Raw genomic sequence first — 25,595 nt, forward strand, 5'->3', positions numbered from 1 at the left:
TTCGACTTGCATGTATTAGGCCTGCCGCTAGCGTTCATCCTGAGCCAGGATCAAACTCTCCATCGTAAATAATTGCGTGAAAGATTAACTCTCACTGTGTTTTAGCCTTATTTAGTGCTAACCTGTTGATGTCAATACGTCAAAGAACTGTCTCTCTTTCGAGATTGTGGCCAACCGTTGTCGGCCTTTCTTATATTTGGGAGTGCAAAGGTACGGCACTCTTTTTGTTTTGTCAAGAAAAAGTTGAAAAAATATTTTAGCAACCTTTTCATTCTCTCATCTGTAACTAACTGATCGAACAGCAGTTAACTGATTTTACTGCCCTCTTTCTGTCGATTTGGGAGTGCAAAATTATGCTTTTAAATTTCTTTGCGCAAGCCTTTCTCAAAACTTTTTCAAAAAATTTATTCAGCCTCTAGGAACGGATAACTGTAATTTTTTGGAGAAACAAATGTTTCTTTAATCGTTCTGGCTGAAACCCAGCGATATAAGTTTATAGCAGAGCCTGCTTTATCATTAGTGCCTGATGCCCTTGCCCCTCCAAATGGCTGCTGACCTACTACCGCTCCTGTTGGCTTATCATTGATATAAAAGTTACCAGCCGCGTTTTGAAGTTTCTGTGCTACATGTTCTATAACATATCTGTCCTTTGCGAAAATGGATCCTGTTAAGGCGTACGGGGATGTCGAATCAACAAGTTGAATAATCTTTTCAAATTCAGTTGGGTCGTAAACGTAGACAGTTAATACAGGCCCAAATATCTCTTCGCACATTGTCCGATATGCCGGATTGGTTACTCGCAATACTGTTGGTTCGATAAAATACCCTTTTGAACCATCATAATTCCCTCCTGCAATGACTTCGACTTCCTTGCTTTGCTTCGCTTCATCGATATAAGCGGTTATTTTTTTGAAGGCGCGTTCGTCAATGACGGCATTAATAAAATTGGTGAAGTCTTCCGTACCACCAATTTTTAATTCAGTCAGAAATTCTTTTATTCTGGCTTCTATTTGCGGCCAAAGATTGGACGGAATATAGGCCCTTGACGCTGCTGAACATTTCTGCCCCTGATATTCAAAGGCACCCCGAACTAATCCAGTGGCTACTTCATCAATATTGGCTGATTCATGGACCAATACAAAGTCTTTTCCACCTGTTTCACCCACAATTCGTGGATAACTTTTGTACTTGTGGATATTGGTACCGATGGTGGCCCATATTTTCTGGAATACGGCTGTGCTTCCTGTAAAATGGATACCAGCAAAGTCTGGATGGTTGAAAATCACCTCTCCTGCTACTGGACCATCTACATAAATAAGGTTAATCACACCATCGGGTAACCCAGCCTCTTGTAAGACTTCCATGATCACTTTTGCCGATAAAACCTGTGTGTACGCTGGTTTCCAGACAACTGTATTTCCCATCATGGCAGCTGAGGTTGGTAAATTGCCCGCTATGGCTGTGAAATTGAAGGGAGTTAAAGCAAATACAAATCCTTCGAGTGGCCGACATTCCTGGCGGTTCCAGACGCTTGGAGATGAATTTGGTTGTTGTCGATATAGCTCATCGGCATAATGAACATTGAATCGTAAGAAGTCGATTAGTTCGCAAGCCGAATCTATTTCGGCCTGGTAGGCATTTTTTGATTGCCCCAGCATTGTTGCTGCATTTATCCGAGCCCGGTATGGCCCTGCAATTAATTCAGCAGCTTTCAAAAAAATACCAGCTCGATGTTCCCACGATAAACTAGCCCATGCTTGCTTTGCTTTTAATGCAGCGTCAATAGCCTGTTCGACATGGTATGCCTCGCCTTCGTAGAAATACCCTAATATATGTTGATGATCGTGTGGAGGAGAAACCTTCAGTTTATGTTCTGTTCGTACTTCCTGCCCACCGATATACATGGGTATATCGGTTTCCTGATTGCGAAAATCCTGCAAAGCCTGTTTAAGTGCTTCTCGCTCTGGAGATCCCTTCCGATATTCTTTGACTGGCTCGTTGGTCGGTACGGGAATATTAAAAATTCCAAAAGACATGGTTACTATGATGACCGGAACGCCGGCCCGATTGGGAGCAAAAGTGATCGACTATTATCAATTCACCATTACTCAATGAGTTGTGAAGTGTTTTTCGACAAAGGTATGGATTGACTAATTTATCCACATTATCAAAATGGTTTTCCACATTTCAATAGTTCCTTTTCGATTCATTGGTCTGATTTCCCGTACTTTGTAGCTTCACTTTGACATGTTTTATGCGCTTTTACAGTACAAACAGTCCATCAGTGACTGTATCGGTCGAAGAGGCTCTTTTTCATAGTATGCCTGCCGATAAAGGATTATACATGCCAACCCCGTTGCCTCAACTTGGTGCTGGTTATTTTGATGACATTTCCAATCAGTCGTTGGCCGATATTGGTTTTTCTATTAGTCAATCCCTTTTAGGTACTGAAATCAGTAAGACTGATCTGGAAGAGCTAACCCATCAGGCATTTCCGTTCGAAACCCCCGTTGTTGATATAGAACCTGGTAAAATTGGCGTTTTAGAGCTTTTTCATGGCCCTTCGTTAGCATTCAAGGATGTGGGGGCTCGGTATATGGCTGCTCTGATGTCCTATTTTTCTAAGCGAAATGACAAGGAAGTAAATATTCTGGTAGCTACCTCTGGCGATACAGGCGGAGCGGTGGCTATGGGTTTTCATAACGTACCTGGTATTCGAGTTTCTATTTTATATCCAAGCGGCCGTGTTAGTGATTTGCAGGAAAAGCAGTTGACCACATTGGGTGGCAATGTACAAGCTTTTGAAGTGAATGGTTCATTTGATGATTGTCAGGCCATTGTGAAACAAGCCTTTGTCGATGATGAATTAAATAGCCAACTCGCTTTATCATCTGCTAATTCAATCAACATTTTCCGTCTTATACCCCAAGGGTTTTATTATGTGAGCGCTTATGGCCAGGTAAAGAAATCTGGTAAGCCAGTTGTGTTTTCGACGCCTAGTGGAAACTTTGGCAATTTGAGCGCTGGTGTGCTGGTTCAACAAATGGGTTTACCAGTTGCCCATTTTGTTGCTGCAACGAATCTTAATCATGTAGTTCCTTCTTACCTTGATTCAGGTTCGTATTCGCCCAAAGCTTCAATTGCTACAATTTCCAATGCAATGGATGTTGGAAATCCAAGCAATTTTATCCGGCTAAAACATTTGTTTGGAGATAGCTATACCCGTTTAAAAGACAATATTTCAGGCTACTTCTTTGATGATGAACAAACCAGAGCTGGCATGAAACGTATTCACGAATTGTACGATTACACGGCTTGTCCACATACAGCCATCGGTATCATGGGCTTACAGGCTTACTTAAGTGCTTCGGAAAAGGATGTAGTTGGTGTGTCCCTAGCTACCGCCCACCCTTCGAAATTTAAACCATTGGTTGAACAAGTGTTGGAATCGCCGGTTGAAGTCCCTGAACGTTTGGCTATTCTGGCAAATCGAACCAAGCAGAGCATTGAAATTCCCGCTGACTATGAAGCCTTTAAGGAATCTTTTTTACAAACTGTTGCTTGAATTTTATCCACAATAGTTATCCACTTATCCACAAAAAAGCCTGAACATGTTGATTCAGGCTTTTTTGTGGATAAATAACAATGTACTAATTCACAGCATCTCCTCGCAATGTTCTAAATCGTTTGCGGGCTTCGGCCCCATAAATACTACCTGGATATTGTGTCAGCACCTTCTGGTAGGCTTCCATTGCCGCCTGTTTGTCCTTCAATCGTTCTTCATAGATTTTTCCCTGCGTAAACATGGCATCATCGCCTAGTATATCGTTTGGGTATTTGGCTGTTATTTGTTTAAGGTCCTCGAGTGCTTCGGCATGTTTACCTTGTTTCAAATACGTGTTAGCCCGAAGCCAAAGCACCTCATCGGCAATGGTATGTTCCGAGTACTTAGCCCACATCTTGTTTAAGGCTGCAATAGCTTCATCCGTTTTGTTTTGAAAAAGCATCAGATCAATGTCAGCATATTCGCGCATAGCTGCTTCGGTGCTATCCATCCCCGTGTTATCTACAATTAACAGACTTAATTGCTCAGCATCATTGGCGATTTCGCGGGACGTAGCAAGTTTAAGCACATCCAATAAGTCTTTAGCGACCGCGAAACTCCCTTTGTAATACTGTAACTTGGCATTCTTCAGCTTTGCTTCGTACCCTAATAACTCTTCTTTCTGCGACTTTTCGACCTGTGAATACAGTAGCGTTGACTCCCAGGGCTCTCCTTTCAAAAGGTAGATATCGCCCTTATCCAGCTTGCAACGATCGACAAAGTTTCTATCTGTTTTACCCAGGTCAATAGCCAGATCCAAGACCGTTAACGCTGTATCCTTACTATCAAGGTAATTTCCATATAGATTAGCCGTACTACGCAATGCTTCTAGCGTTTTTACATTTGTACCTATTTCCTGAAGCATTCGTTGATAATCGCCAATGAGCTTGCGAATCTCGGTTTTGTCAACCGGATACGTATTTTTTACCTGTTCTTCGCGCGCATTAATGACCAATCGACGGGCAAATGGATAAAGCTGGCCTTGTGGATACGTTGTTGTTACGTATTCAAACGCTTCGGCAGCTGTTTTGTACTCTTTATTGTTCATAGCCAACATACCTAAATCGTACACTCGGCTACCGTTTAGTTTCAGTCGCTTGTCTGTTGCTTTTTCCTGCAAAAGCGCCCGACTGAATTTTTGCTTTTGGACAAAGTACCAGATCAAAAGTTCATTATAGGCTAACTCATTCGGTTCTTGTTGTATTCGTGTGTACAAAGCTTTTTCAACAAGTGGCTCTTCTTTCGTATTCAGGTAGCCTTGCAGAGCAGCGAGCACCGATTCTTTTTTGTCAGCCTGCTTACTTGTCGTTATGACTTCCTCTATCGCTTTCTCTGTTTGTCCCGTTGCCTTGTACAGCGCCATTAAATCTTCGCTGTAAGCCGTTTGTGACTTACTGATATCACGAGCGGTTTCGAGTGCTTTAATCGCCCAGCGGGCTTCTCCGGCTTCGTTAAAGGCATCGGCAATCTTTTCAAGCTTCGTTAAAGACGCTTTACTGGATTGCAAGGCAGCCGTGAACTGTGTTTTAGCCTGAATTGTATCGCCCTGTTGTGTGGCTAACTGCCCAGTCAGCAATTCGTAATACGCCTTATTACCTTCGTCACTTCGCTGTTGTTTACGCAGATATTTTAATGCGTCCTCTGTTTTGTTACTTTTTTGAAGACTGTATATATAGCGTGCCAAACGTTCCCACGTTACTTCAGTTTTCAACAATTTGGCATACTCATTCGCTGCTTTGTCGAACTCGCCAGCTTTGTAGTACTCCTCTGCCAACACTCCTCCCCCTTGTCCCCAGGCCAGCCCAACCGACAACAACCATAGGAATGCGATAATGACTTTTGACCTTATTAACATTTTATAAAAAATCTTTTTAAATAAACGTTATTATAACCATTAGCTATGTGGATATGTGTACAAATAAGTTGTCCACTATTCAAGATACACATTGTGGATAAGAATACGATGATATCCACAAGTTTTTCTTTAATTATCCACACGTAGACTGTTCATTATCAAGATAATAACATTTTATCCACAATTTGTGTGTTAATCCTTTGTGGATTTGTGCATAAAATTTATACACAATTTTTATTGGGGAAACTGTGTGGAATTAATTGTGATATGTTGGGGTTTCTCCACACATTTTGGCTTTTTTAAATGCTATGTGGATTACTTGTTAACTCATCCACACCGAGGTAAGGTCTTATAAACAAGTTTTCCACCTTTAAGGCTAGTTTATGCACATAGTTATGCACATGAAATTTTAACATTTTTAATTTAGAATTGACCTTTTCCTGATCAATAAAAAATAGCACTACTTAACAGTGTAAGTACAATTATTATGCCTTCTTGAACAGGTAGATAAGGCTAGAGTAGTTACCTGTCCGTTTAGCTTCAGCGTTTGACGCCATACCTACGCGTACACTTTTCAAATAGTCAGTTTTACCTGTCTGATAACGGGTGCTGAGCATCGCAATATAGAAGGCATCAAACACCATGGGTTTAGTGGCAGTTAACGTAAACCCATGTTTCTTAAATAACGGTGCAATTGTGCCGGGGGTGAAATGGTGGAGGTGTCTGGGGACATCGTAGGCTGCCCAATATTGTTTGAAATAGGATGCATCATACGAGGCTGAATTTGGAACTGCAATCAATAACGTTCCCTTCGGCTTTACTAATTGATGTAACTGATCAAGCGTTTCGGCCAGATTTGGAATGTGCTCAAGTACATGCCAGAGTGTAATTACATCAGCAGGGTCTGCTCCCTTTAAAGTGCTGAGGTTTGGTTGAATGGGTATATGTAATTTGTCAATGGCAATTTTTCGTGCATCGCTATCGGGTTCCATCCCCGTAATTTGCCATCCTCCTTCCTGACAACTTTCCAGAAAGGCACCTGTGCCACAACCTACGTCAATAATATGGCCAGGCTTGCCATTAAGCTGGTTGATCAGTTGCAGCTTCGATCGCAATGTATACTTACGAACTACTCTGTAAGCCGTATTAATTATACCACTGCTTTTATCATTGTGCGAAACATATTGATCAGATTTATAATAATTTCCAATCGAGTTTGGATCTGGCCGTGGATTTGTCAGGCGAAAATTACATTGCTGACACTGTTGAATGGCAAAATCCTGATTACTTACCAGGTAATCCTTACAGACTAAAAATGGGATTAATTGTGTACTGCCACAGTTTGGGCAATGGTCTACCGTTTCCAATTGAGATGATGTAAAGCGATTATAAGAAAAAATCTGGCCTCTGCCTTTAGAACAAGTAGCCAGATTTATATGGATTTATCGGCCCATATATACGAGCAATATCGAAACGTCAGAAGGACTCACTCCACTAATTCTTGAGGCTTGTCCAATCGTGGTTGGTCGAAGTCGTTTTAATTTTTCTCTTCCTTCATAGGAAAGTGCTTTCAGCCGGTCGTAATCGAACGAGGAATTGATTGAAAGATTCTCCCATTTATCAAGCTTTTCGGCGTTTTGCCTTTCCCGATTGAGGTAATCTTCGTACTTGATTTCAATAACGGTTTGTTCAATTACCTCCTCCCCTACCCCCCCTACCCCATCAGGAAGGTCTGGAACTAATTGTAACACGTGATTTACATCGGCCAAATCAATCTCCGGCCGTTTCAATAGTGTATATAAACTACTTTTTTCTCTTAAAGCAGAGCTTCCCTTTGACGCTAGCCAACTATTAATTTCTTCTGGTCTAAGCTTGGTTGCCCGAATAGCTTCTGTTAATTTGAATACGCCAGTACGCTTGTTTACCATCATATCGTACCGCTCCTGTGATGCCAAACCAATGGCATATCCTTTTTCCGTTAGCCGTAAATCAGCATTATCCTGACGTAATAGTGTACGGTATTCGGCTCTGGAAGTAAACATTCGATAGGGCTCTTCTGTCCCTTTGGTTATCAAATCATCGATAAGAACACCAATATAGCCCTCCGATCTTTTAATAGTAAATTCTGCTTCTTCCGCAGCATTCCGATGAGCATTAATGCCAGCCATCAGACCCTGACAGGCGGCTTCTTCATAGCCCGTTGTTCCATTGATCTGTCCTGCGAAGAAAAGATTTTTAATCAGCTGAGTTTCCAGCGTTGGCTTTAATTGCGTTGGTGGAAAGAAGTCATACTCAACAGCATAGCCTGGCCGGAACATACGAACTTGTTCAAAACCAGGGATTTTCCGTAAAGCATTGTACTGTACATCCTCTGGCAATGACGTTGAAAATCCGTTTACATAAACTTCCACCGTATCCCAGCCTTCTGGCTCAACGAAGATTTGATGCCGGTCTTTATCAGCAAACCGATTGATTTTATCCTCTACTGATGGGCAGTATCTTGGCCCCAGCCCTTTGATTCGACCCGTAAACATGGGTGATTTTTCGAAGCCAGTTTTTAACTCATCATGTACAGCCTGATTGGTGTATGTTATCCAGCAACTACGTTGTTTGGTGAGTTTGGGGGTATCTGTGTAGGAAAATTTACCTGGCTTTTCATCTCCAAGTTGTTCTTCCATTAAGTTGTAATTTAAACTTCGGCCATCAACACGGGGCGGTGTTCCGGTTTTCATTCTACCAGACTCAAAGCCTAAATTGACTAATTGCTCGGTTAATCCTGTCGCTGCACGTTCGGCAGTACGACCTCCACCAAATACTTTTTCACCGATAAACATACGGCCATTCAGGAATGTACCATTCGTCAGTACAACCGCCTTCGCCTTAAACTCGATATCTAAACTGGTTTTTACGCCAGTTATTCGCCCATCTTTTACTATGACTTCATTAACTGTATCCTGCCAGAAATCTATGTTTCTATTTTCTTCCAGTGCTTTTCGCCATTCCCATGCGAACAAATTTCGATCGCTCTGGCATCGTGGGCTCCACATAGCAGGACCTTTAGAACGATTGAGCATTCTAAACTGGATCATGCTTTTATCGCTGATGATTCCCGATAAACCTCCTAATGCATCAACTTCGCGAACAATTTGCCCTTTGGCTACACCACCCATTGCTGGATTACAGGACATCTGCGCGATTGTTTGCATATTCATTGTAATCAATAATACATGAGAACCCATGGTGGCGGCTGAACTTGCTGCCTCACATCCTGCGTGGCCCGCTCCTACTACAATGACATCGTACGAAGAATACATTTTAACTGATTTTTGAAAAATGTTTCACGTGGAAACTTTTGCAAAATTGATGAAAGATCGTGGAAAGATAAAACTTGATGTATGTGCAACAAAAAACCGCTGACCTTCGTGCCAGGTCAACGGTTTTAAATAGAAACGATGAAACTATTTGCTTACTTTTTGCAAATATTGGTTTGCTTCTTTCTTGTAAAATAAATTATAGTTTGGCGTTACTGAACGTAAAACTTCTACTTGTTTCGACTTATTCTGCAGATTCGTAGAGTCAAAAAATGCAGGTGTGCTACGCTTCGCTGATTTAGCCGCTTCTGCCTGACGCTTGGGATCTTCCTCCTGTTGCTTTAAAGCTTTCTCAGATTCTAGCAAACGAACCATAATTTCCTGTTGACGATTAATCAAATTTTGATTTACTCGTTTATTGACCAAATCAGTTTCTGACTCATCCATTTTCTCCATTAAATCTTTAATCTGTTTTTCCTGCTGTTTTCCGGCTTCAGTACCCTTTGCATTTTCTTCAAGTTTCTTCAGCATCTGCCTGATCATAGCCTGCTCTGCAGCCATTTGAGAAAGTTCTTCAGATAATCCCCTACCCGTTTTTCCTCCTTTCTGTAATTGTTGCATTTTGCCATTTAGCTGCTGCTGCATCTCGCCTAATCCACTTGGATTTTGGCCTTTTTTGCCACCCTTACCTTTACCGGGCATGGCCATCGCATTCATTTGCTGTTGCATATTCTTTAAAACATCGCTCAGCATTAAGGCCAGATTATTGATCGACGTCATGGCAAATTGCTGCTTGGAAGAGGCCATGCTAAGACGACGTTCACGTAACTGCTGAACACTTTCGTCCATGTAACCTTTCATGTTGGTCAGCTCACGTGTTACAAATGATTGTATTTGTACGACTCGGCTAGCTAATGCATTCAAGCTGTCTTCAATAATTTTGGCATCATCCTGAAGCTTTAATTGCTCTTGTGAAAGCTTCGTAACACGAGGGTCTTGCAAGCTCATGCCCCGGAAGTCTTTCATAACCCGTTCCTGTCCAAACGACAGTGTAATCAGATTATCGAGGATATTTCTGAGATCATCCATGTTCTCCTGCATCTCTTGCATCTCGGCAGATTGCATTGATTCTTTCATGGATTTACTCATGGCCCGCATTGATTTTGCAGACTTTTGTTGTTTGGAAGCTGCCTGTTTCCCCTGATTACTTTTCATATTTTTGGAGGCATCTTCCATATCCTTTTCAATCTCTTGCTGCTCTTTTTCGGATGATTCTGGTTTATTTAGATCATCTTTCTCGGCTTGCTTTTCAAGCTCTTTCAACTGCTCCTGAGTATTCTTAAAATCTTCCTGAGACTTCTCCTGTTGCTTTTGCTGGTCTTCAGAAGTCTCGTTTTTCTTAGCGTTTTCCTGCGCTTGTTTCTCCAGATTTTCAGCTTGTTTCTCCAGATTTTCAGCAATGTTATTAACCTTCTGCTCTAGCTGCATTTGTTTGAAAAGCTTCAAGGCTCGGTCCAGATCTCGCTCCATATTTCGCTCCTTTCGGCTTAACTTATCGAGTAGATCAGAAGCTTTTTCATCCTGTTTGCGTTCCAGCATCTGCTTCAGTTGTTCATATAACTGCTTAGATTCTGGATCGAGCAATTCATTGAAAAGCTTCTGTAGCTGTTCAAGCTTTTCCTGCATGGCCTGATTTTGCTGGGCAAAACGCTGTTGAGTATCGTTCGTTTTTTGGAACTGCTCCTGAAGCTTTTGGATCTCTTTTAAGAGCTCTTCTCTCTTCTGTAAGACGTCCTGCAATTGTTTTTTGTCCTGAAAGTCGGAAGACTTTTTGGTTCGCATTCGGTCTTCCATCTGATTCAATTCATTCTTAATTGCCTGCGTTTTGCTCAGTGCGTTGTCAATCTGTTGCTCCGTTTTCTCGGCCGATTTATCAACCTGCTTCTGAATTTCGGCATTCGAGGGTACTACAAAATTGAGTTGATTTGACCGGCTTGATTTGGGTCCATTAACCCCATCGTTGTCCCATACCTGAACGTAATATTCCAACCGATCTTCCTGGCCAAGCTTAAGGCTATCGAGCGACCAGTTATAAACGAAGTTCTGCGAGGTGGTTGAATGATTGACTGGAATATCTTTTACGAATAGCGCAGATGACTGATTTCCTCGGATAATTTTATAGTTAAGCTTCAATTTTGAGAAGCCATAATCGTCAGATACCAAGCCAGAAAGGGCTATATAATTGTAGGTAACGGTGTCCTGAATTCGATCTACTGAAATTTGTGGGTATCGATCAGGAATAACTTGCACATTGTATTGAATCGTTGATGGAGAAGCAACCTGGCCATTTTTTAATGAAACCGTATAGACAGAATTTTGCATCAATCGTCGGTTCAAAACAAACGTGTTATCATCAACAAGACGAGCTGGTGTCGGTTTTAGGTCGGTATTGAAACGAAGCAAAAGAGAGTCAGTATGATCGGCGGCAAATTCCCAATTGACCACCGTTCCCTGGGGAACTAACAAGTTCCCTACGTTCGATAACTGCTCTGTTGGCTTGTTTAAATAAGCGGGGTAATCGAGTCGAACATTGAAGGATAACACAGCTGGGCGGTCAATCAATGTAACTTTATAGGCTGGCGAATTAAACCCAGCAGCTTCCAGACGAAAATCCAGGTCACGCTGTAGGTTGTCGAAGTTGTAGGTAAACTTATCCCCAGATTGATCGAGCTTAAACCGAGTTCCATTAGCTACGACATAAACAGCTTGTGGAAGGGCATCCCCTGTAAGTTTTACAGTAAGCGGAAAGTCTTCATTTCGGAAGGCTTTCATCGATTTATTCTGAATAACAAACTGGAAAGGAGCCTCCTCTACAAAGTCTTTATTATAATTAACCAGGCGTGTTGATGATTTGGTGAAAAAAGATGGATTCACTACCAGAATCATCAGAATCAAGGCTAATGGTGGAATCGCATATTTTAGAAACTGGCGGTTCTTGCTGATCTCAATAGCATTGGCAAAGCGGTTTATCAATAGCTGCTGAGAACGTTGATTCAAACTTGCCTGAAGTAGATCGCTTTGATCTGAAGAGATACGCTGGAGCTGAAGAGTATTTAACAGCTTATCCCCTACTTCAGGAAAAAACGTTCCGATCTGGCGAGCTGCTTCGTCATTCGATAACGGCTTATTTAGACCGTAAAGGCTCATCAGCGGCCGAACAACTAAAAGATACAGGCCTGCGAAAGCAGTCAGTAGAAAGCTGAAAAATAAAATGGCTCTTCCTGTAGAACTGAAACGCCCGATAAATTCGGCGGTGTTAACTAAAAGATAACCACTGCCAATTAAGGCAATAAAGAATAAACTGCCCTTTACCAGCTGATTCTGGAAGTAGCGTTTCTTATACTCATCAATGCGTTGCAGTAGCGTTGAATAGGCGGCTGATGATTGCATAAAATTCAGGTTGAGCAGTTATACAAATAAGGTTTCGAAATAGTGAATTACATGCTGCTTCAGAAAAATCTCCTGCGTTAATAAATCTCCGTGAGGTATCGGTTTGGCAAGACTCCATTGAGGCCAGCCATCCTGATCATATCCTTCAAGTGTGTAGTATCCCGATAGACTTAATACTCGGCAAACGGCAACATGCATCAAATCCTGTTTCGCTTCTTTTGAAAAGCGTTTGGGGCCTGTACCTAACTCCTGTACTCCTATAAGAAATAGAACGGCATTGAGATCGGCTGGACGCTTCCCTACTACCTGAGCTAATTGATCAAGTAACTCTTCCCAGCTTTTATCTATACTTTTTTCCTCGTTGGCGTCCATAAAACTATTCTTCTCTCTAAATTACAATGTTTTACAATTATTTAACGATGGTTTACGATGTTTCGATTTATTCACCCGGCACTTAATGAATTTATTGATCTTTTATTTCCTCAATTATGCTTTGGCTGTGATAAGCCTCTGGAATTCAGTGAAAAAGTGTTGTGTACGCATTGCCGAATAAATCTGCCAGAAACTGGGCAACATTGTGAACCATACGACCAAAATCTCCTCAATAAGTTTGCCGGAAAAGTGCCGATTCAATTTTTAGCATCTTACCTGTACTTTAATAAAGGTGGCATTGTTCAAAAATTAATTCATGGCATTAAGTACAAAGGGTATAAAGAGGCTGCTAAAGAAATAGCTACCTGGTATGGATATCGATTGAAAATTGAGAATAGACTTATTGACGATATAGACGTAATTCTCGGAGTTCCGTTGCATAAAAGTCGATTGCAGCAACGTGGATATAATCAGGCCGATTGGATAGCTGATGGACTTGCCGAATCATTAGGAATCCCTTTTCGCACAGATGTTCTCAGTCGTCAGCAATTTAAAGCCTCTCAAACGCATAAAAATCGCTTAGAACGCTGGGAAAATGTAAAAACAGTATTTGCTGTTGTTGACAAGGATTCGATTAAAGGAAAGCATGTTTTGGTGGTTGACGACGTGCTTACTACAGGAGCAACTCTCGAAGCTTGCGCACATGAACTATTGATGGCAGGCTGTGGAGCCGTTAGTTTGATTACTCTGGCTGTTGCGGGAAAGTAAGTATCTGAGGCTTTTACTCTTTTCTAGTAATAAAAAAACGGCCACTCATTTCTGAATGACCGTTTTTCTACTTGGAGTAAGATTACTATTTGTTGCGACCAACACCGATCATAGCGCAACGGAAACCGATCATTGCCGTAGCTGAATCCTGATCAAGGAAGCGACGTGTACCCGGTGATAACCAGTAAGCTACATCATTCCAGGAGCCTCCTTTATAAACACGCAGTTTATCATCGATGAGAGACTGCTTATTCTTTGTATCATAATTTTTTGCATCATCGACGTATCCATTCCGACGAACTGGGTTCAGGTCATTAACGTCTTGATATGATAGTGGGCGGTATACATCCATTACCCATTCGTTTACGTTTCCAGCCATGTTATACAGGCCGAAATCGTTGGCAGGATAGGCGTAAATTTCGGCCGTTATAATAGCACCATCATTTGAGCGCCCGGCGATACCGGCATAGTCACCACGACCGCGCTTAAAGTTCGCCAGCATTTGACCTTGTTTCCGGCCTTTTTTCGGGTTGCGAACCGAAGAACCATCCCAGGGATAAATCCGCTGATTGATTTGATTCTCGTCCATGTATTGCGTTCCTATGAGGGCCTTGGCAGCATATTCCCATTCGGCTTCAGTTGGAAGGCGATAATCTGGCAGAATGGTACCACTTTCAAGGCTTGGTTTGGCTGGTGCCGTTGAAGTAGCCTCGGCCAGTGCCGCATCGTCAGCTTTTTTGGATTTCCGTTTTAGAGAAAAACCTCCCCCCTTCTGCTTGACACTTCCTTTTGCTAACTCATTATTAACTGCATTCGACCGCCAGATTGCATAGTCGTTTGCTTGTACCCACGAAACACCAACGACTGGATAGTACCGGAAAGCTGGATACCGTAGGTACTGTGTTACGTATGAGTCGTTGAAAGACAAAGGGTTTGACCAAACTGTAGTATCTGGTAAAGCCGCTTTAACAACTTCCTCCGATGAATCCCGAGAAATAGCATTTAAGTATTCGAGGTAGTGAACGTTAGCCATTTCCGTTTCGTCCATGTAAAACGACTGAATCGAAACTGTACGCTCACGGTTATCACGTGTGTTCATTACATCCTCTTCGAGGGCACCCATCGTGAATCGGCCACCTTCAATGAAGACCAGGTTAGGACCTGCCTTTTGGCCTGCAAATTTCTTTACCTGAAAACCATCTTTCTGATTGTAAGCAATTCCCGTCGCCGTACTCTTCTTACCGGGTTGCACACTGGTCGGGTGCTTGGGCTTACAGGACGCCAGGGCTGCCGTTGCCAGCAGCACATAAGCCGCTCGTTGCAGGTGATACTTTTGAATCATTGCTCTATTTGTGTAAAAACGTAGGTGCAAAAATAAGATAAAAGCTGTAAGACATTCGTAGTAAGACGTTTGAGTAACAATAAGGATTGTATTTTTCTCGAAAATCTTACTTCTCGTATCGTTTAATTGGTCATTGCGCCTAAAATTTCATCCAACTGCTCTACTGAGAATACATCAGTATGGGTAAAAATCGGCCTTCCTTTTGACTCCTTAAGCGAGCATTTGGTAGGGTTTCGCTTTATGTACTCAATTACCTTGCCAAATTGGTCGGATCGGAAGAAGTCATCATTCCCGTTAGAAACGAAGTACCCTTTCAGGATATTATTCTTAATCGTCAGTTTTTCAAGGTATAATTGCTCTGCTTTCCAGCGAACATTGACCATTTTGATCAGATTCTTAACTTCCTCTGGCATTGGACCGAACCGGTCGATAATTTCTTGCCGGAAGGCCTGAAGTTCTTCATCATTTTGTAGGCTATCCAATCGGGTATATAACGCCAGCCGTTCCGATATATTGGAGACGTATCGCTCTGGAATAACCACCTGTAAATCCGTCTCAATAACGGTATCCGGCAAAGAGAGTTTAAGATCGCCGGGCTTCGTTTCAAACAAGTCTTTAAACTCATTCTCACGGAGTTCCTGAACGGCTTCGTCAAGAACCTTGTGATACATTTCGAAGCCAAGATCATTGATAAACCCACTTTGTTCAGCGCCCAGCAAGTTACCGGCACCCCGAATATCAAGATCGCGCATGGCTATTTTAAATCCTTCGCCCAAATCTGAAAAATCTTCTAGTGTTTGGAGCCGTTTACGGGCATCGGCCGTGAGAACAGACGGTGGCGGGGTTAGCAGATAGCAGAACGCTTTTCGGTTCGATCGCCCTACCCTACCCCGCATCTGGTGCAAATCAGACAAACCAAAATAATGGGCATTGTTGATCAGAATGGTATTAGCGTTCGGAATATCCAGTCCTGATTCGATGATATTCGTTGATACCAGCACATCGTAATCGCCTTCGATAAACCGAGTCATGATGCGCTCCAGACGGTCGCCATCCATTTGACCATGAGCCACACCAATACGTGCTTCGGGCACCAGCCGCATGATCAGATTTCCGATGGATTCGATGTCACTCACTCGGTTGTGAACAAAGAAAACCTGTCCCCCCCGTCGAATTTCGTAACTCACGGCGTCACGTATAACCGTTTCATTATAAGGATGTACTTCTGTTGTAACTGGCTGGCGATTTGGTGGAGGGGTTGCAATGACCGATAAATCACGAGCGCCCATTAATGAGAAATGAAGCGTCCTTGGTATCGGTGTTGCCGTTAAGGTTAATACATCGACCTCAACCCGCATTTCTTTCAACCGATCTTTGGTTTTTACCCCGAATTTCTGCTCCTCGTCGATAATTAATAAGCCTAAGTCCTTGAATTTGATATCTTTATTAACGATCCGGTGCGTACCGATCAGAATTCCAATTTCGCCTGAGGCTACTCCTTTTACAATTTCTTTTACCTGGCCAGCAGACCGGAACCGATTGATATAATCGATCTTGACAGGGAAATCGGCCATTCGCTCCGAAAATGTTTTGAAGTGTTGCATAGCCAGAATCGTGGTTGGGACCAGCACAGCAACCTGTTTATTATCGGATACGGCCTTAAATGCCGCACGGATGGCTACTTCGGTTTTTCCGAAACCTACATCCCCGCAAATCAATCGATCCATTGGGTGTGGCCGTTCCATATCGTCTTTTACATCGTTGGTTGCTTTTGCCTGATCGGGTGTATCCTCATAAAGAAACGATGATTCAAGCTCTGCTTGTAAGAAACTATCCCGGCTGTAGGCATACCCAGGTGCCGTTCTACGTTTGGCATATAGGGCGATTAGCTCACGGGCAATGTCTTTGACTTGTTTCCGAATTCGCGACTTTTTCTGTTCCCACTCCTGCGACCCCAACTTACTCATCACGGGTGGACCACCTTCCCGGCCACTATACTTCGCTATTTTATGTAAGCTGTGGATACTGACCAGTAGGATATCATTGTCTCGATAAATTAACCGGATGGCTTCCTGCTCATTACCAGCGTGATCCACTTTTTCTAAACCCGCAAACCGACCTATACCATGATCGACATGGGTAACATAATCACCAGGCTGCAGGGTTTTTAACTCGCGTAATGTAAGCGCTTTTGATTTCGAGAATTTATCTTGAACCTTGTATTTATAATATCGATCAAATATCTGGTGATCGGTGAAGCAGGCAATTTTCAGAACATCATCGATATAACCCTCTCGCAACCCAATATTCATAGGTTGAAACTTCACGAAAGGGTCGAGTTCCTCAAAGATTGTTCGCAAGCGGTCCAACTGTTTGAATGACTCAGCGGCAATTACATTAGTAAATCCTTTTGCCTGATTGTCGGCCAGGGTGTCGATCAGGCGTTTGAAATCTTTATTAAATGAGGGCTGGGGTTTCGACGTGTATTGTTGTCGACCGTCGGTTTTGAAATAAAATTTACGGCCAAACTCAACTGTTCGAAAGCGTTTCAACTCATTCAGAAACGATCGGCGGGTTTCAAACAATTCATTCGGGTCCGATACAACCTGAATACCACCACTTCCTGCTACAACCGAAGCAAAACTTTGCTCTGCTTTTTCGTAGCAACTCTCAATAATCTCAAGTGTAAACTCAACATCTTTGGCCCAGATCGTTGTGTCAGGCGGTAGAAAATCGAAAAATGGCTCCCGTGTTTCTTCAATTAACTTGGTCTGAATGTTCGGGATAATGTTAATAAAGTCAACCGGATCGGTTGAAAGTTGAGATTCTGGATTGAATTTCCGTATGCTTTCTACCTCATCATCGAACAGATCGATTCGATATGGGTATTCACTGGCAAACGAGAATACGTCGATGATTCCACCACGGACTGAAAACTGTCCCGCTTCATAGACAAAATCCGTTTTTTCAAATTCATACGTCTGAAGAAGCTCAGCAACGAAGTGAGTATCCAGTTTCTCCCCTACCCGAATCGTTAACGTATTGGCTTGCAGTGAGCGTTTGTTGATAACCTTTTCCGACAAGGCTTCTGGATACGTGACTAACACGATGCCTTCTTTTGGAGCAGGATTTAGTTTGTTCAACACTTCTGCCCGCATCAGTACGTTGGCATTCTCAATTTCCTCATACTGATAAGGCTTTTTATACGACATTGGAAACAGCAATACATCGCGGCTGAGCAGATGTTGAAGGTCGTTGAAAAAGTAGGCTGCCTCATCGCGGTCGGTTGAAATAAACAGATGATTTCCACCAACTGATTTATAAATGGCTGAGGCTAAAACAGCGTCCAGACTTCCTGCCAGACCTTTGATTTGAAGGCGCTGAGGCTCGTCGGTTTTCTTGTGGCTGAGCGGCTCGGCCAGCAACTTTATGAAACTATCGTCGGTATATAGACCGAGTAATTCGTCGGGTTTCAAGCGAATGCAGGTTGTATGTCAAACACGAAAAGCCGCTGGAAGGAATATTCCGGCGGCACAGTTAAGTAACAGTAGGTTCGGGAAATTTGTTGCGTTTGCGTGTTATTTCAATTTGGATATTTCCAAGTAGTCGATTCCTTCCTGTTCCAGTAGTTTTCGAATGCGATCACTGTCTTCAAAAACAAGAACGATTTCCTTCTTGTCATCTAGTTCGTCTTCCGTCCATTTCCAATCTTCAGCCGTTGCCTCCAATATACTCAGCACATTTCTGAGCTTAGCAGGATCTCTTTCTTTACTGATCAGGTCTGCCGTATTGGTGAAGTAAAGGACGATTCGTTCATCTTCGAGCCAGCGTAAATCGTTCAGCGAATCATTCAAATCATCAAGTGAAAATCCGAAGTCTGGAATCTCTAACAGGTCAGCAATCTCTTCGTAAAACTGTCGGAGTGTTGTTGCTTTTTTACCATCCACGTGAGCAATGAAATCGTCGGCAAACCGGGCTTCCAGTTCCTTTTCAGATTGGCTAATCAGGACATTTGGCGTCATGACTTTTTACAAAATATGGGTGTTTAGAAAAGTGATAATTGTTTCACGTGAAACTTGATTATCAGTAACTTGTAAGCATATGTAACCACTTTTTCGCTGGTTACTTACGTGTTTTTAGTAAAATGCTAAAGAAAAAATGCAATTTTCATGCCAATAAAAAACCCTTCAATTAGAAGGGTTTTTAGACTTAATTAGTTCAATGAAAAAAGTGGTATTCGGGCAGCCACCATATTGTGAAACATCAACTCAGTTATCATTGGGGTCATGTATTTTATCAGGGGAAATTCTGAGATCGACTCCATGACTTCCAGTTCAGAATCGGCTTTGAAAATACACCAGAGCTTTTGTCGGTCAATCGAAAGAGAGTACGACAGCAAGAAGCCCTTTTCCATCAGTTCTTCAACTTTGAGCCGCTGGGCGGGAATCCGATTTTGGAAACCTTCATCCATCACAGGCGGAAGATCAAACTCTACCATATATTGGCTCATAGGCAACAGGTGTTAAATACTGGCCGGAGGTTCTTCTCCGGCTATAAGCAAATTAACGATCTTTAACTCATCTTCGTTAATGGTATGCGGAAAATTTGTATATAATTTAGTTGTGACCTTTGCTCCCATTTGACGAAATACAGTGTCTGACTCCAATACTCGTTCTTTGGGAATGTGTGAATCGATATCACTACAACCCAAAAAAATCGGCGTATTCAGTAGCGAGCCTTCATACTGTCGAGGGGTATCGGGAGGACCAATAAGGCCACCACTCAACCCGAAAACACCACCGTATTCAGAAGCGTTCCTTGCCACAAATTCCAGAGCCAGACAAGCCCCCTGTGAAAAGCCTAACCAATAAATCTGAGTAGGTTTAAAGTTGAAATCGGATTGTAGTCTGGCACGTAAGCTGGCCAGTACTTCCAGAGCCGAACTCAGGTAAGGTTCATTCGCTTTGAAAGGGCTTAAGAAGGAATAAGGATACCAGGTATTCCCTTGAGCTTCGGGTGCAATAAAGGCAAAGTCTTTGTCCTCGATATACTCCGAAAGCGAAAGTATATCACGAGCTGAACCACCCCGGCCGTGAACCATAATCATCACTTTTGAGGCTTCTTCAAGAGGAACACCAGCCGTACGGATATTATTAGGATTATGTAGCATTGTAAGATTCGTTAAGCGTTTAGGGTCTACTGATTCACATTAATCGTACATAACCTGAATCAGTAGACCCTAAACTATAAGCAATTACCGAACAATAATCTCTGGTAATTCGGTTATGAGTTTTGCCCGACGCGCTTCGTATTGAGGAGGCAGTTTAAGCCCAGTACCTAATTCGGAAACGGGTTCATCGACAGCAAATCCAGGAGGGTTAGTAGCTACTTCGAACAGAATACCACCGGGTTCGCGGAAGTAAATACTATGGAAATAATTCCGATCCTGAACGGGCGTAACGTGATAACCTGCCTCAGCTAGCTGTTGTTGAATGATTAATTGCGTTTCGTCTGAATTAGTCGAGAAAGCAACGTGGTGTACCGAACCGGCTCCCTGCAAAGCGTGAACATCTTTCGGAGAATGAAGAACGTCTACGTAGTTACCAGGCCCACCATCACCCGCTTTAAACCGGAAGCGACCTTCCTCCTCTCCTACCAACGTGTGTTGCATAAGATCGGTTAATAAGGTTATGGTCCGGTCGGTCCGTAATTCATTCAGTGTGAGGGTGTAAAAACCACGAATGGAAAACTCCGCCGGAATGCGACCGTTATCCCAGCCTGGTCGTTTATCGTCGTCATTGAAGACAAGTTCAATGCCCATTCCGTCGAAATCTTCAAACCGAAGGTACATTTCGGAGAAACGTTTGTAAGGACCTGCATAGGGAATGTTCCGTTCGTGCAAACGATCCATCCAAAAGCTCATCGAAGCGGTTGGTGCTGAGAAGGCAGTGTAGGTTAATTGGCCTACCCCTTTTCGCCCACGAGGAATTCCACCATACGGAAAGAATGTAAGAATGGTGCCAGGTGAACCGGTTTCGTTCCCATAATATAAGTGATATACATCGGGGGCATCGAAGTTGACGGTTTTTTTGACCAAACGAAGGCCTAATATATCGGTATAGTAATCAACATTGCGTTGGGTATCGCCAGCTAAGGTCGTAACGTGGTGAAGGCCATTGATGAGCGTTTCCATAATCCTGAAATTTGAGTTAAAGGGTGAAACTGGTTAATTTGAATTTAAATGTATAGACATTTAATGTATATACAATGAAAATTTAGAAATCGTTCAAAAAAAAATGTCCAGATAAACTACCTGGACATTCAAAGGAAAAGAAGAAACGATTATTCGTGAAGAAATGGATAATCCTTCTGCATGTATACATCTTTGAAGGCTTCTTCGGCGGGAGGATATGGAGAATCTTCCGCAAATTTGACCGATTCATCCACAATGCCTTTTATCTTCTGATCGATAGCCGTAAGCTCTTCTTCGGTGGCCAAGCCTTTCTCCAGAATTGTTGCCTTAACCTGCTCGATAGGGTCACGCTGCTTATATTCTTCCACCTCATCCTTCGAACGGTATTTCTGAGGGTCAGACATTGAGTGTCCGCGATACCGATACGTACGGAACTCCAGGAAGGTTGGGCCTTCGCCAGCACGAGCACGCTCGGCAGCACGACTCACCGCTTCGTGAACGGCTTCAACGCTCATCGCATCAACAGGTTCGGCGGGCATATCATAAGCTTCAGCTAAGGTGTAAAGCTCAGTAACGTTCGATGTGCGCGCTACCGAAGTTCCCATCGCATAGCCGTTGTTTTCAACAACGAAGATGACGGGGATTTTCCAGAGCATAGCCATATTGAACGCTTCATGCAAAGCACCCTGCCGAACGGCACCGTCGCCCATGAATGTGATGCAAAGGTTTTTCGTCTTATTGTACTTCTCGGCAAAACCGATACCGGCACCCATTGGAATCTGGGCACCAACGATACCATGTCCGCCCAAAAAATTGACCGACTTATCGAAGATGTGCATCGAGCCGCCTTTTCCTTTCGACGAACCGGTTTGTTTGGCGAATAGCTCAGCCATGACTGCTTTAGGATCGGAACCCAGTGCCAGAGGAATACCATGGTCACGGTAGGCAGTTATCCATTTGTCATCTTTGGTTAACGCTGAATATGAGCCGGACGAACAGGCTTCCTGACCAATATACAGATGACAAAAACCCCGAATTTTTTGCTGACCGTAGAGTTGCCCGGCTTTCTCCTCGAACTTCCGTTGCAACTGCATCGATTCATACCAGTACATATACCGCTCTTTCGGATGCTGCATTTTTGCCGCTGCCGGAGCCTGACCATTTTTGTTGGGTTTCCCTTCCGAGGGTTTCTCTTTGACGCTTGCCATGAGGAGTATGTTCGATAAAATCGACAATCGCCGGTGATTGGTAATGTCAATTATCCAGGCGATGTCAACAGAATAGAGAGTCTGTTTCTACAACAAACCGACTGTATCTTTGTTGCCAATATCAAATTGCCCAATCAAACAAGCAATTGACTGCCGCGAAATTACGCATTATCGCGTTATGCGCTACATCTATGTACCTCGAAAAACTGAGCCTGACCAATTTTAAAAATTACGAAGACGCCCGATACTCATTTGGGAAACAGGTAAATGTAATTGTAGGGCCCAACGGAAGCGGTAAGACCAATCTGCTTGATGCCGTTTATTTTCTGGCGTTGAGCAAAAGCGCTTTCCAAAATCAGGATGCGTTTAGTATTCTGCACGATGCCGATTATTTTATTCTGGATGGCATTTTCGAGGAACACGAGCACAGTAACCATCCGGCTCGGGTGCAAATCACAATCAGCGTACAGCGAGGGCAGCGCAAAGTGCTGATGGCCGATAAAAAGCCTTATGAACGCTTCAGTGAGCACATTGGCCGTTTCCCAGTGGTGTTGATTGCACCGAACGATACCGATCTGGTACGGGAGCATAGTGAGGAACGGAGGCAGTTTTTTGATGGTGTTCTTTCGCAAATGGATGCTGATTATTTGCAGAATTATTTAATGTATCAGCAGATTCTGAAACAGCGAAACAGTCTGCTCAAACTATTTGCTGACCGGAATCAGGTAGACAACGATATGCTGGATACCTACGATTATCCGCTGCTGGACCTGGGGCAGAAAATACATGACCGCCGGAAACGATTTGTCGACGAATTCATGCCGGGCTTCCGTGAGCACTATGCCTACCTGAGCGATGGTCGGGAAGAAGTGTTCATCGTGTATGAATCGGAGGTGAGTAATCCTGGGTTTGCCGAAGAGTTCCGGCATTTTCGTCGACGCGATACAGTATTGCAACGGACAACGATGGGTGTGCATAAGGACGATTATACGTTTCTAATCGATAATGGGAGCGGCCAGCAAGTACCCCTGAAAAAATTCGGGTCGCAGGGGCAGCAGAAAACATTTGTGATTGCCCTAAAACTGGCTCAGTTTGATTCGCTTGAAGCCGAAAAAGGAGTTAAGCCCATTTTACTGCTGGATGATATCTTCGACAAGCTGGACGACCGACGTATCAGCAAGTTGATTCAGCAAATGGACGAAGGCGCGTTCGGCCAGATCTTTATTACCGACGCCCGCCCGGAGCGTACCCGTGAACTGCTCAATACCGTGCAGGCCGATGTCCGTTTCTTCGAGATTGGGCAGCGTTAACGAATTCGCCCGTCAACAAAAATTACAGCGCTACTGCTTTTATGGCTCTAACCTACTCTCAGGTCAGTATTGGGATTGGTATTTGATTGTAGCTGACCTATACAGATTTCGTCGGTGTATTCGGTTGTTTCACTCCTGTTTTTAGGCCGTTCATCATATAACACAAACATAATAAGGAAACCACGAACTATATTTGAGTTTCCGAAGTTCATCTAGCAAAAGTTCAATTTTTTGATGAAACAACGGATTCTGGCAGAGGCTGAACGGCTCTTCTGGCGGTACGGCATTCGGTCCGTAACGATGGAAGATATAGCAAAACAACTTGGGATTTCTAAAAAGACAATCTACCAGCATTTTACGGATAAAGAGCAGATTTTATCGGAGGTTATCCAGGATAAATTTGGTAGAGACCATAAAGCAATGGCGTGTGTGGCCGTCGAGGCCGAAAATCCAGTAGCTGAGATTATGCACGTTTTAGCGATGATTCAAAAAAACGCGGACCAGGTTAGTCCTAACCTGCTGATCGATATGAAACGGCATTACCCGCAGGCATTTGCGCTATTCAAGCAATATAAAGAAGGTGAGGTATTGCGATCCATTCTTGAAAATATCCAAAAAGGTATTGAACAAGGCCTATATAGATCAGACTTAAATCCCGGCATTTTAGCCCGGTTACGGGTTGAGCAGATCGAGTTGGCATTCAATAACGATATATTTCCGTCCGATCAGTATACCATGCAACAAATACAGTATGAGCTTATGCATCACTTCATACGAGGAATGCTGACCGAACAAGGCTTCACCATTTATAATCAGTATGTTAATCAGTACAATCATGAAGTTCACTAATATAAAAACGGCTATGGCAATCTGGTTCCTCACGCTGGTGGGATCTGGAACGTCGATAGCCCAGACTAAGCAGGAGTTTTCGCTGAATGAAGCTATCCAGTTTGCCATTCAGAATAACCTTAACATCAAGAATGCCGGTCTGGACGCACTTAGCTCAGAAGCTCGCATTCAGGAAGTTCGCGGTGTAGCGTTGCCACAGGTTAGCGTAGCAGGTTCTCTTTCCGATAACCTGATTATTCAACGGGTGTTCTTACCTGCACAGTTCGCGAATCCGAATGCTCCTGCCGATGCTCCTCCGATTGCCGTTCAATTTGGCGTTAACTATTCCAGCAATTTGACAGGTACACTCAACCAGTTACTGTTCGATGCATCGTATCGGCTCGGGTTGAAAGCGGCTGAAACCTATCGGCAACTAGCACAAAAAAACATTAAGGCTTCGAAAATTACTGTGGCTGAACAGGTTGCGAAAGCCTATTATGGTGTGCTGGTAAACGAACAGCAGATAAAGCTGCTCGACCTGAATATTGCACGGGTTGACACACTATATCAGAATACAGTAGGACTGAACAAACAAGGGTTTGCCGAAAAAATTGACGTGAGCCGACTCGAAGTACAGGTGAATAACCTGAAAGCCGAGCGACAAAACGTTAAAAACCTGGTCGATCTGAGTTACTATCTGCTCAAGTTTCAGATGGGTCTGGGTATCAACGATAATATTACACTGACCGAACAAATTCAGGACATTGATCTGGATGCGATGGAGCGTGATAATATGAAGGAAGTTGCTGAATTCGATTATAACCAACGTATCGAGTTTGCTACACTCCAGTCGCAAATTCAATTGGCCGATTTGGACCTGCAAAGTATTTCGAAGCTATACTACCCCCGGTTGACGGCGTTTATCAATTATGGCTACAATACAGGTCGTAACAACTTTGGTGATTTGTTTGTGTCTCCCTGGTTCAATTCGTCAATAGTAGGTATCAACTTATCGGTTCCTGTGTTTGATGGATTTCAGAAGAAGTACCAGGCGCAACAGAAGCGATTTACGCTACAGAAAACGCAGAATAGCGCTCAGTTACTCAAAAATACAATTGACCTACAAATTCGTCAGTCAAGCATTACACTTGGTAACAGCCTGCAAACCTTACGCACACAGAAACGCAATGTTGACTTAGCGCAGGAGGTTGCTCGTGTGGCAAAGATAAAGTATCAGGAAGGCGTAGGGTCGAACATCGAAGTGCTGGATGCGGAGAACTCATACCGTCAGGCACAAACGAACTACTTTGCTTCGCTGTACAACTTCCTCCAAACCAAGGTCGATGCCGACAAA

At 43.2% G+C, this 25,595-nt stretch carries 18 protein-coding genes and 1 rRNA gene; 5 read left to right on the top strand and 14 right to left on the bottom strand.

The genetic code is table 11. The features are described from left to right. Both BGO59_RS33745 and pruA read right to left on the bottom strand, forming a co-directional pair. Positions 1–66, bottom strand: a 16S ribosomal RNA gene (locus BGO59_RS33745); the annotation flags it as partial. 338 nt (positions 67–404) lie between these two features. After that, on the bottom strand, positions 405–2,036 hold the full coding sequence (gene pruA, locus BGO59_RS33750; protein WP_293691684.1) for an L-glutamate gamma-semialdehyde dehydrogenase: 1,632 nt from the start codon (positions 2,034–2,036) through the stop codon (positions 405–407). A 218-nt stretch (positions 2,037–2,254) separates the two neighbouring features. Here pruA and thrC point away from each other — a divergent pair, with 218 nt between their 5' ends. After that, positions 2,255–3,565 carry a threonine synthase gene (thrC, locus tag BGO59_RS33755; protein WP_293691686.1) on the top strand — a complete coding sequence of 437 codons (1,311 nt, stop codon included), beginning with the start codon at positions 2,255–2,257 and terminating at the stop codon, positions 3,563–3,565. Positions 3,566–3,650: 85 nt separating this feature from the next. On the opposite strand, the gene BGO59_RS33760 is transcribed toward thrC, so the two are convergent. The 5 genes from BGO59_RS33760 to BGO59_RS33780 all read right to left on the bottom strand — a co-directional run bounded on the left by BGO59_RS33760 (position 3,651) and on the right by BGO59_RS33780 (position 12,592). Continuing rightward, positions 3,651–5,459 (bottom strand): tetratricopeptide repeat protein, encoded by a 1,809-nt coding sequence (locus tag BGO59_RS33760; protein ID WP_293691688.1) that lies wholly within the window; start codon positions 5,457–5,459, stop codon positions 3,651–3,653. Between the two features lie 485 nt (positions 5,460–5,944). Beyond that, positions 5,945–6,574 carry a class I SAM-dependent methyltransferase gene (locus tag BGO59_RS33765; RefSeq protein WP_293691690.1) on the bottom strand — a complete coding sequence of 210 codons (630 nt, stop codon included), beginning with the start codon at positions 6,572–6,574 and terminating at the stop codon, positions 5,945–5,947. 327 nt (positions 6,575–6,901) lie between these two features. Continuing rightward, a complete protein-coding gene (mnmG, locus tag BGO59_RS33770) occupies positions 6,902–8,773 on the bottom strand; it encodes a tRNA uridine-5-carboxymethylaminomethyl(34) synthesis enzyme MnmG (protein ID WP_293691692.1) in 1,872 nt (623 codons plus the stop codon). A gap of 144 nt (positions 8,774–8,917) precedes the next feature. Then, positions 8,918–12,220 (bottom strand): DUF4175 family protein, encoded by a 3,303-nt coding sequence (locus BGO59_RS33775; protein WP_293691694.1) that lies wholly within the window; start codon positions 12,218–12,220, stop codon positions 8,918–8,920. An 18-nt stretch (positions 12,221–12,238) separates the two neighbouring features. Further along, entirely contained in the window at positions 12,239–12,592 is a 354-nt protein-coding gene (locus tag BGO59_RS33780) for a hypothetical protein (RefSeq protein WP_293691696.1), read from the bottom strand. Between the two features lie 57 nt (positions 12,593–12,649). Here BGO59_RS33780 and BGO59_RS33785 point away from each other — a divergent pair, with 57 nt between their 5' ends. After that, complete coding sequence (locus BGO59_RS33785) at positions 12,650–13,360, top strand: ComF family protein (protein ID WP_293691698.1); 711 nt, start codon at positions 12,650–12,652, stop codon at positions 13,358–13,360. Between the two features lie 85 nt (positions 13,361–13,445). Here BGO59_RS33785 and gldJ read toward each other — a convergent pair whose 3' ends face one another. The 7 genes from gldJ to pdhA all read right to left on the bottom strand — a co-directional run bounded on the left by gldJ (position 13,446) and on the right by pdhA (position 22,103). After that, complete coding sequence (gldJ, locus tag BGO59_RS33790) at positions 13,446–14,702, bottom strand: gliding motility lipoprotein GldJ (RefSeq protein ID WP_020596774.1); 1,257 nt, start codon at positions 14,700–14,702, stop codon at positions 13,446–13,448. Positions 14,703–14,824: 122 nt separating this feature from the next. Then, positions 14,825–18,178: a transcription-repair coupling factor gene (gene mfd, locus BGO59_RS33795; protein ID WP_293691700.1), complete on the bottom strand. Its 3,354-nt coding sequence runs from the start codon at positions 18,176–18,178 to the stop codon at positions 14,825–14,827. A gap of 102 nt (positions 18,179–18,280) precedes the next feature. Then, positions 18,281–18,724: a barstar family protein gene (locus tag BGO59_RS33800; RefSeq protein WP_293691702.1), complete on the bottom strand. Its 444-nt coding sequence runs from the start codon at positions 18,722–18,724 to the stop codon at positions 18,281–18,283. 191 nt (positions 18,725–18,915) lie between these two features. Continuing rightward, on the bottom strand, positions 18,916–19,212 hold the full coding sequence (locus tag BGO59_RS33805) for a muconolactone Delta-isomerase family protein (protein ID WP_080059700.1): 297 nt from the start codon (positions 19,210–19,212) through the stop codon (positions 18,916–18,918). Positions 19,213–19,224: 12 nt separating this feature from the next. Continuing rightward, positions 19,225–19,872, bottom strand: a complete 648-nt coding sequence (locus BGO59_RS33810) for a dienelactone hydrolase family protein (RefSeq protein WP_293691706.1) — start codon at positions 19,870–19,872, stop codon at positions 19,225–19,227. 84 nt (positions 19,873–19,956) lie between these two features. After that, the gene (locus BGO59_RS33815; protein WP_293691708.1) at positions 19,957–20,895 is read right to left on the bottom strand and encodes a ring-cleaving dioxygenase; all 939 of its coding nucleotides are present in this window, start codon (positions 20,893–20,895) and stop codon (positions 19,957–19,959) included. A gap of 149 nt (positions 20,896–21,044) precedes the next feature. Further along, positions 21,045–22,103 carry a pyruvate dehydrogenase (acetyl-transferring) E1 component subunit alpha gene (gene pdhA / locus BGO59_RS33820; RefSeq protein WP_293691710.1) on the bottom strand — a complete coding sequence of 353 codons (1,059 nt, stop codon included), beginning with the start codon at positions 22,101–22,103 and terminating at the stop codon, positions 21,045–21,047. 191 nt (positions 22,104–22,294) lie between these two features. On the opposite strand from pdhA, the gene BGO59_RS33825 reads away from it, so the two are divergent. The 3 genes from BGO59_RS33825 to BGO59_RS33835 all read left to right on the top strand — a co-directional run. Beyond that, positions 22,295–23,413, top strand: a complete 1,119-nt coding sequence (locus BGO59_RS33825) for a DNA replication/repair protein RecF (RefSeq protein ID WP_293691712.1) — start codon at positions 22,295–22,297, stop codon at positions 23,411–23,413. Positions 23,414–23,647: 234 nt separating this feature from the next. Further along, on the top strand, positions 23,648–24,262 hold the full coding sequence (locus tag BGO59_RS33830) for a TetR/AcrR family transcriptional regulator (RefSeq protein WP_293691714.1): 615 nt from the start codon (positions 23,648–23,650) through the stop codon (positions 24,260–24,262). Next, the coding region (locus BGO59_RS33835) for a TolC family protein (RefSeq protein WP_293691716.1) at positions 24,249–25,595 on the top strand (1,347 nt) is incomplete at its 3' end. The genes BGO59_RS33830 and BGO59_RS33835, both read left to right, overlap by 14 nt.

The sequence above is a fragment of the Spirosoma sp. 48-14 genome, assembly GCF_001898575.1.
In the GTDB taxonomy this organism is placed as follows: Bacteria; Bacteroidota; Bacteroidia; order Cytophagales; family Spirosomataceae; genus Spirosoma.

Excerpts from the sequence above, each read along its gene's own strand:
- pruA (WP_293691684.1), bottom strand. The coding sequence starts at position 2,036 with ATGTCTTTTGGAATTTTTAATATTCCCGTACCGACCAACGAGCCAGTC.
- thrC (WP_293691686.1), top strand. The coding sequence starts at position 2,255 with ATGCGCTTTTACAGTACAAACAGTCCATCAGTGACTGTATCGGTCGAA.
- BGO59_RS33760 (WP_293691688.1), bottom strand. The coding sequence starts at position 5,459 with ATGTTAATAAGGTCAAAAGTCATTATCGCATTCCTATGGTTGTTGTCG.
- mnmG (WP_293691692.1), bottom strand. The coding sequence starts at position 8,773 with ATGTATTCTTCGTACGATGTCATTGTAGTAGGAGCGGGCCACGCAGGA.
- BGO59_RS33775 (WP_293691694.1), bottom strand. The coding sequence starts at position 12,220 with ATGCAATCATCAGCCGCCTATTCAACGCTACTGCAACGCATTGATGAG.
- BGO59_RS33780 (WP_293691696.1), bottom strand. The coding sequence starts at position 12,592 with ATGGACGCCAACGAGGAAAAAAGTATAGATAAAAGCTGGGAAGAGTTA.
- BGO59_RS33785 (WP_293691698.1), top strand. The coding sequence starts at position 12,650 with ATGTTTCGATTTATTCACCCGGCACTTAATGAATTTATTGATCTTTTA.
- gldJ (WP_020596774.1), bottom strand. The coding sequence starts at position 14,702 with ATGATTCAAAAGTATCACCTGCAACGAGCGGCTTATGTGCTGCTGGCA.
- BGO59_RS33800 (WP_293691702.1), bottom strand. The coding sequence starts at position 18,724 with ATGACGCCAAATGTCCTGATTAGCCAATCTGAAAAGGAACTGGAAGCC.
- BGO59_RS33805 (WP_080059700.1), bottom strand. The coding sequence starts at position 19,212 with ATGAGCCAATATATGGTAGAGTTTGATCTTCCGCCTGTGATGGATGAA.
- BGO59_RS33810 (WP_293691706.1), bottom strand. The coding sequence starts at position 19,872 with ATGCTACATAATCCTAATAATATCCGTACGGCTGGTGTTCCTCTTGAA.
- BGO59_RS33815 (WP_293691708.1), bottom strand. The coding sequence starts at position 20,895 with ATGGAAACGCTCATCAATGGCCTTCACCACGTTACGACCTTAGCTGGC.
- pdhA (WP_293691710.1), bottom strand. The coding sequence starts at position 22,103 with ATGGCAAGCGTCAAAGAGAAACCCTCGGAAGGGAAACCCAACAAAAAT.
- BGO59_RS33825 (WP_293691712.1), top strand. The coding sequence starts at position 22,295 with ATGTACCTCGAAAAACTGAGCCTGACCAATTTTAAAAATTACGAAGAC.
- BGO59_RS33830 (WP_293691714.1), top strand. The coding sequence starts at position 23,648 with ATGAAACAACGGATTCTGGCAGAGGCTGAACGGCTCTTCTGGCGGTAC.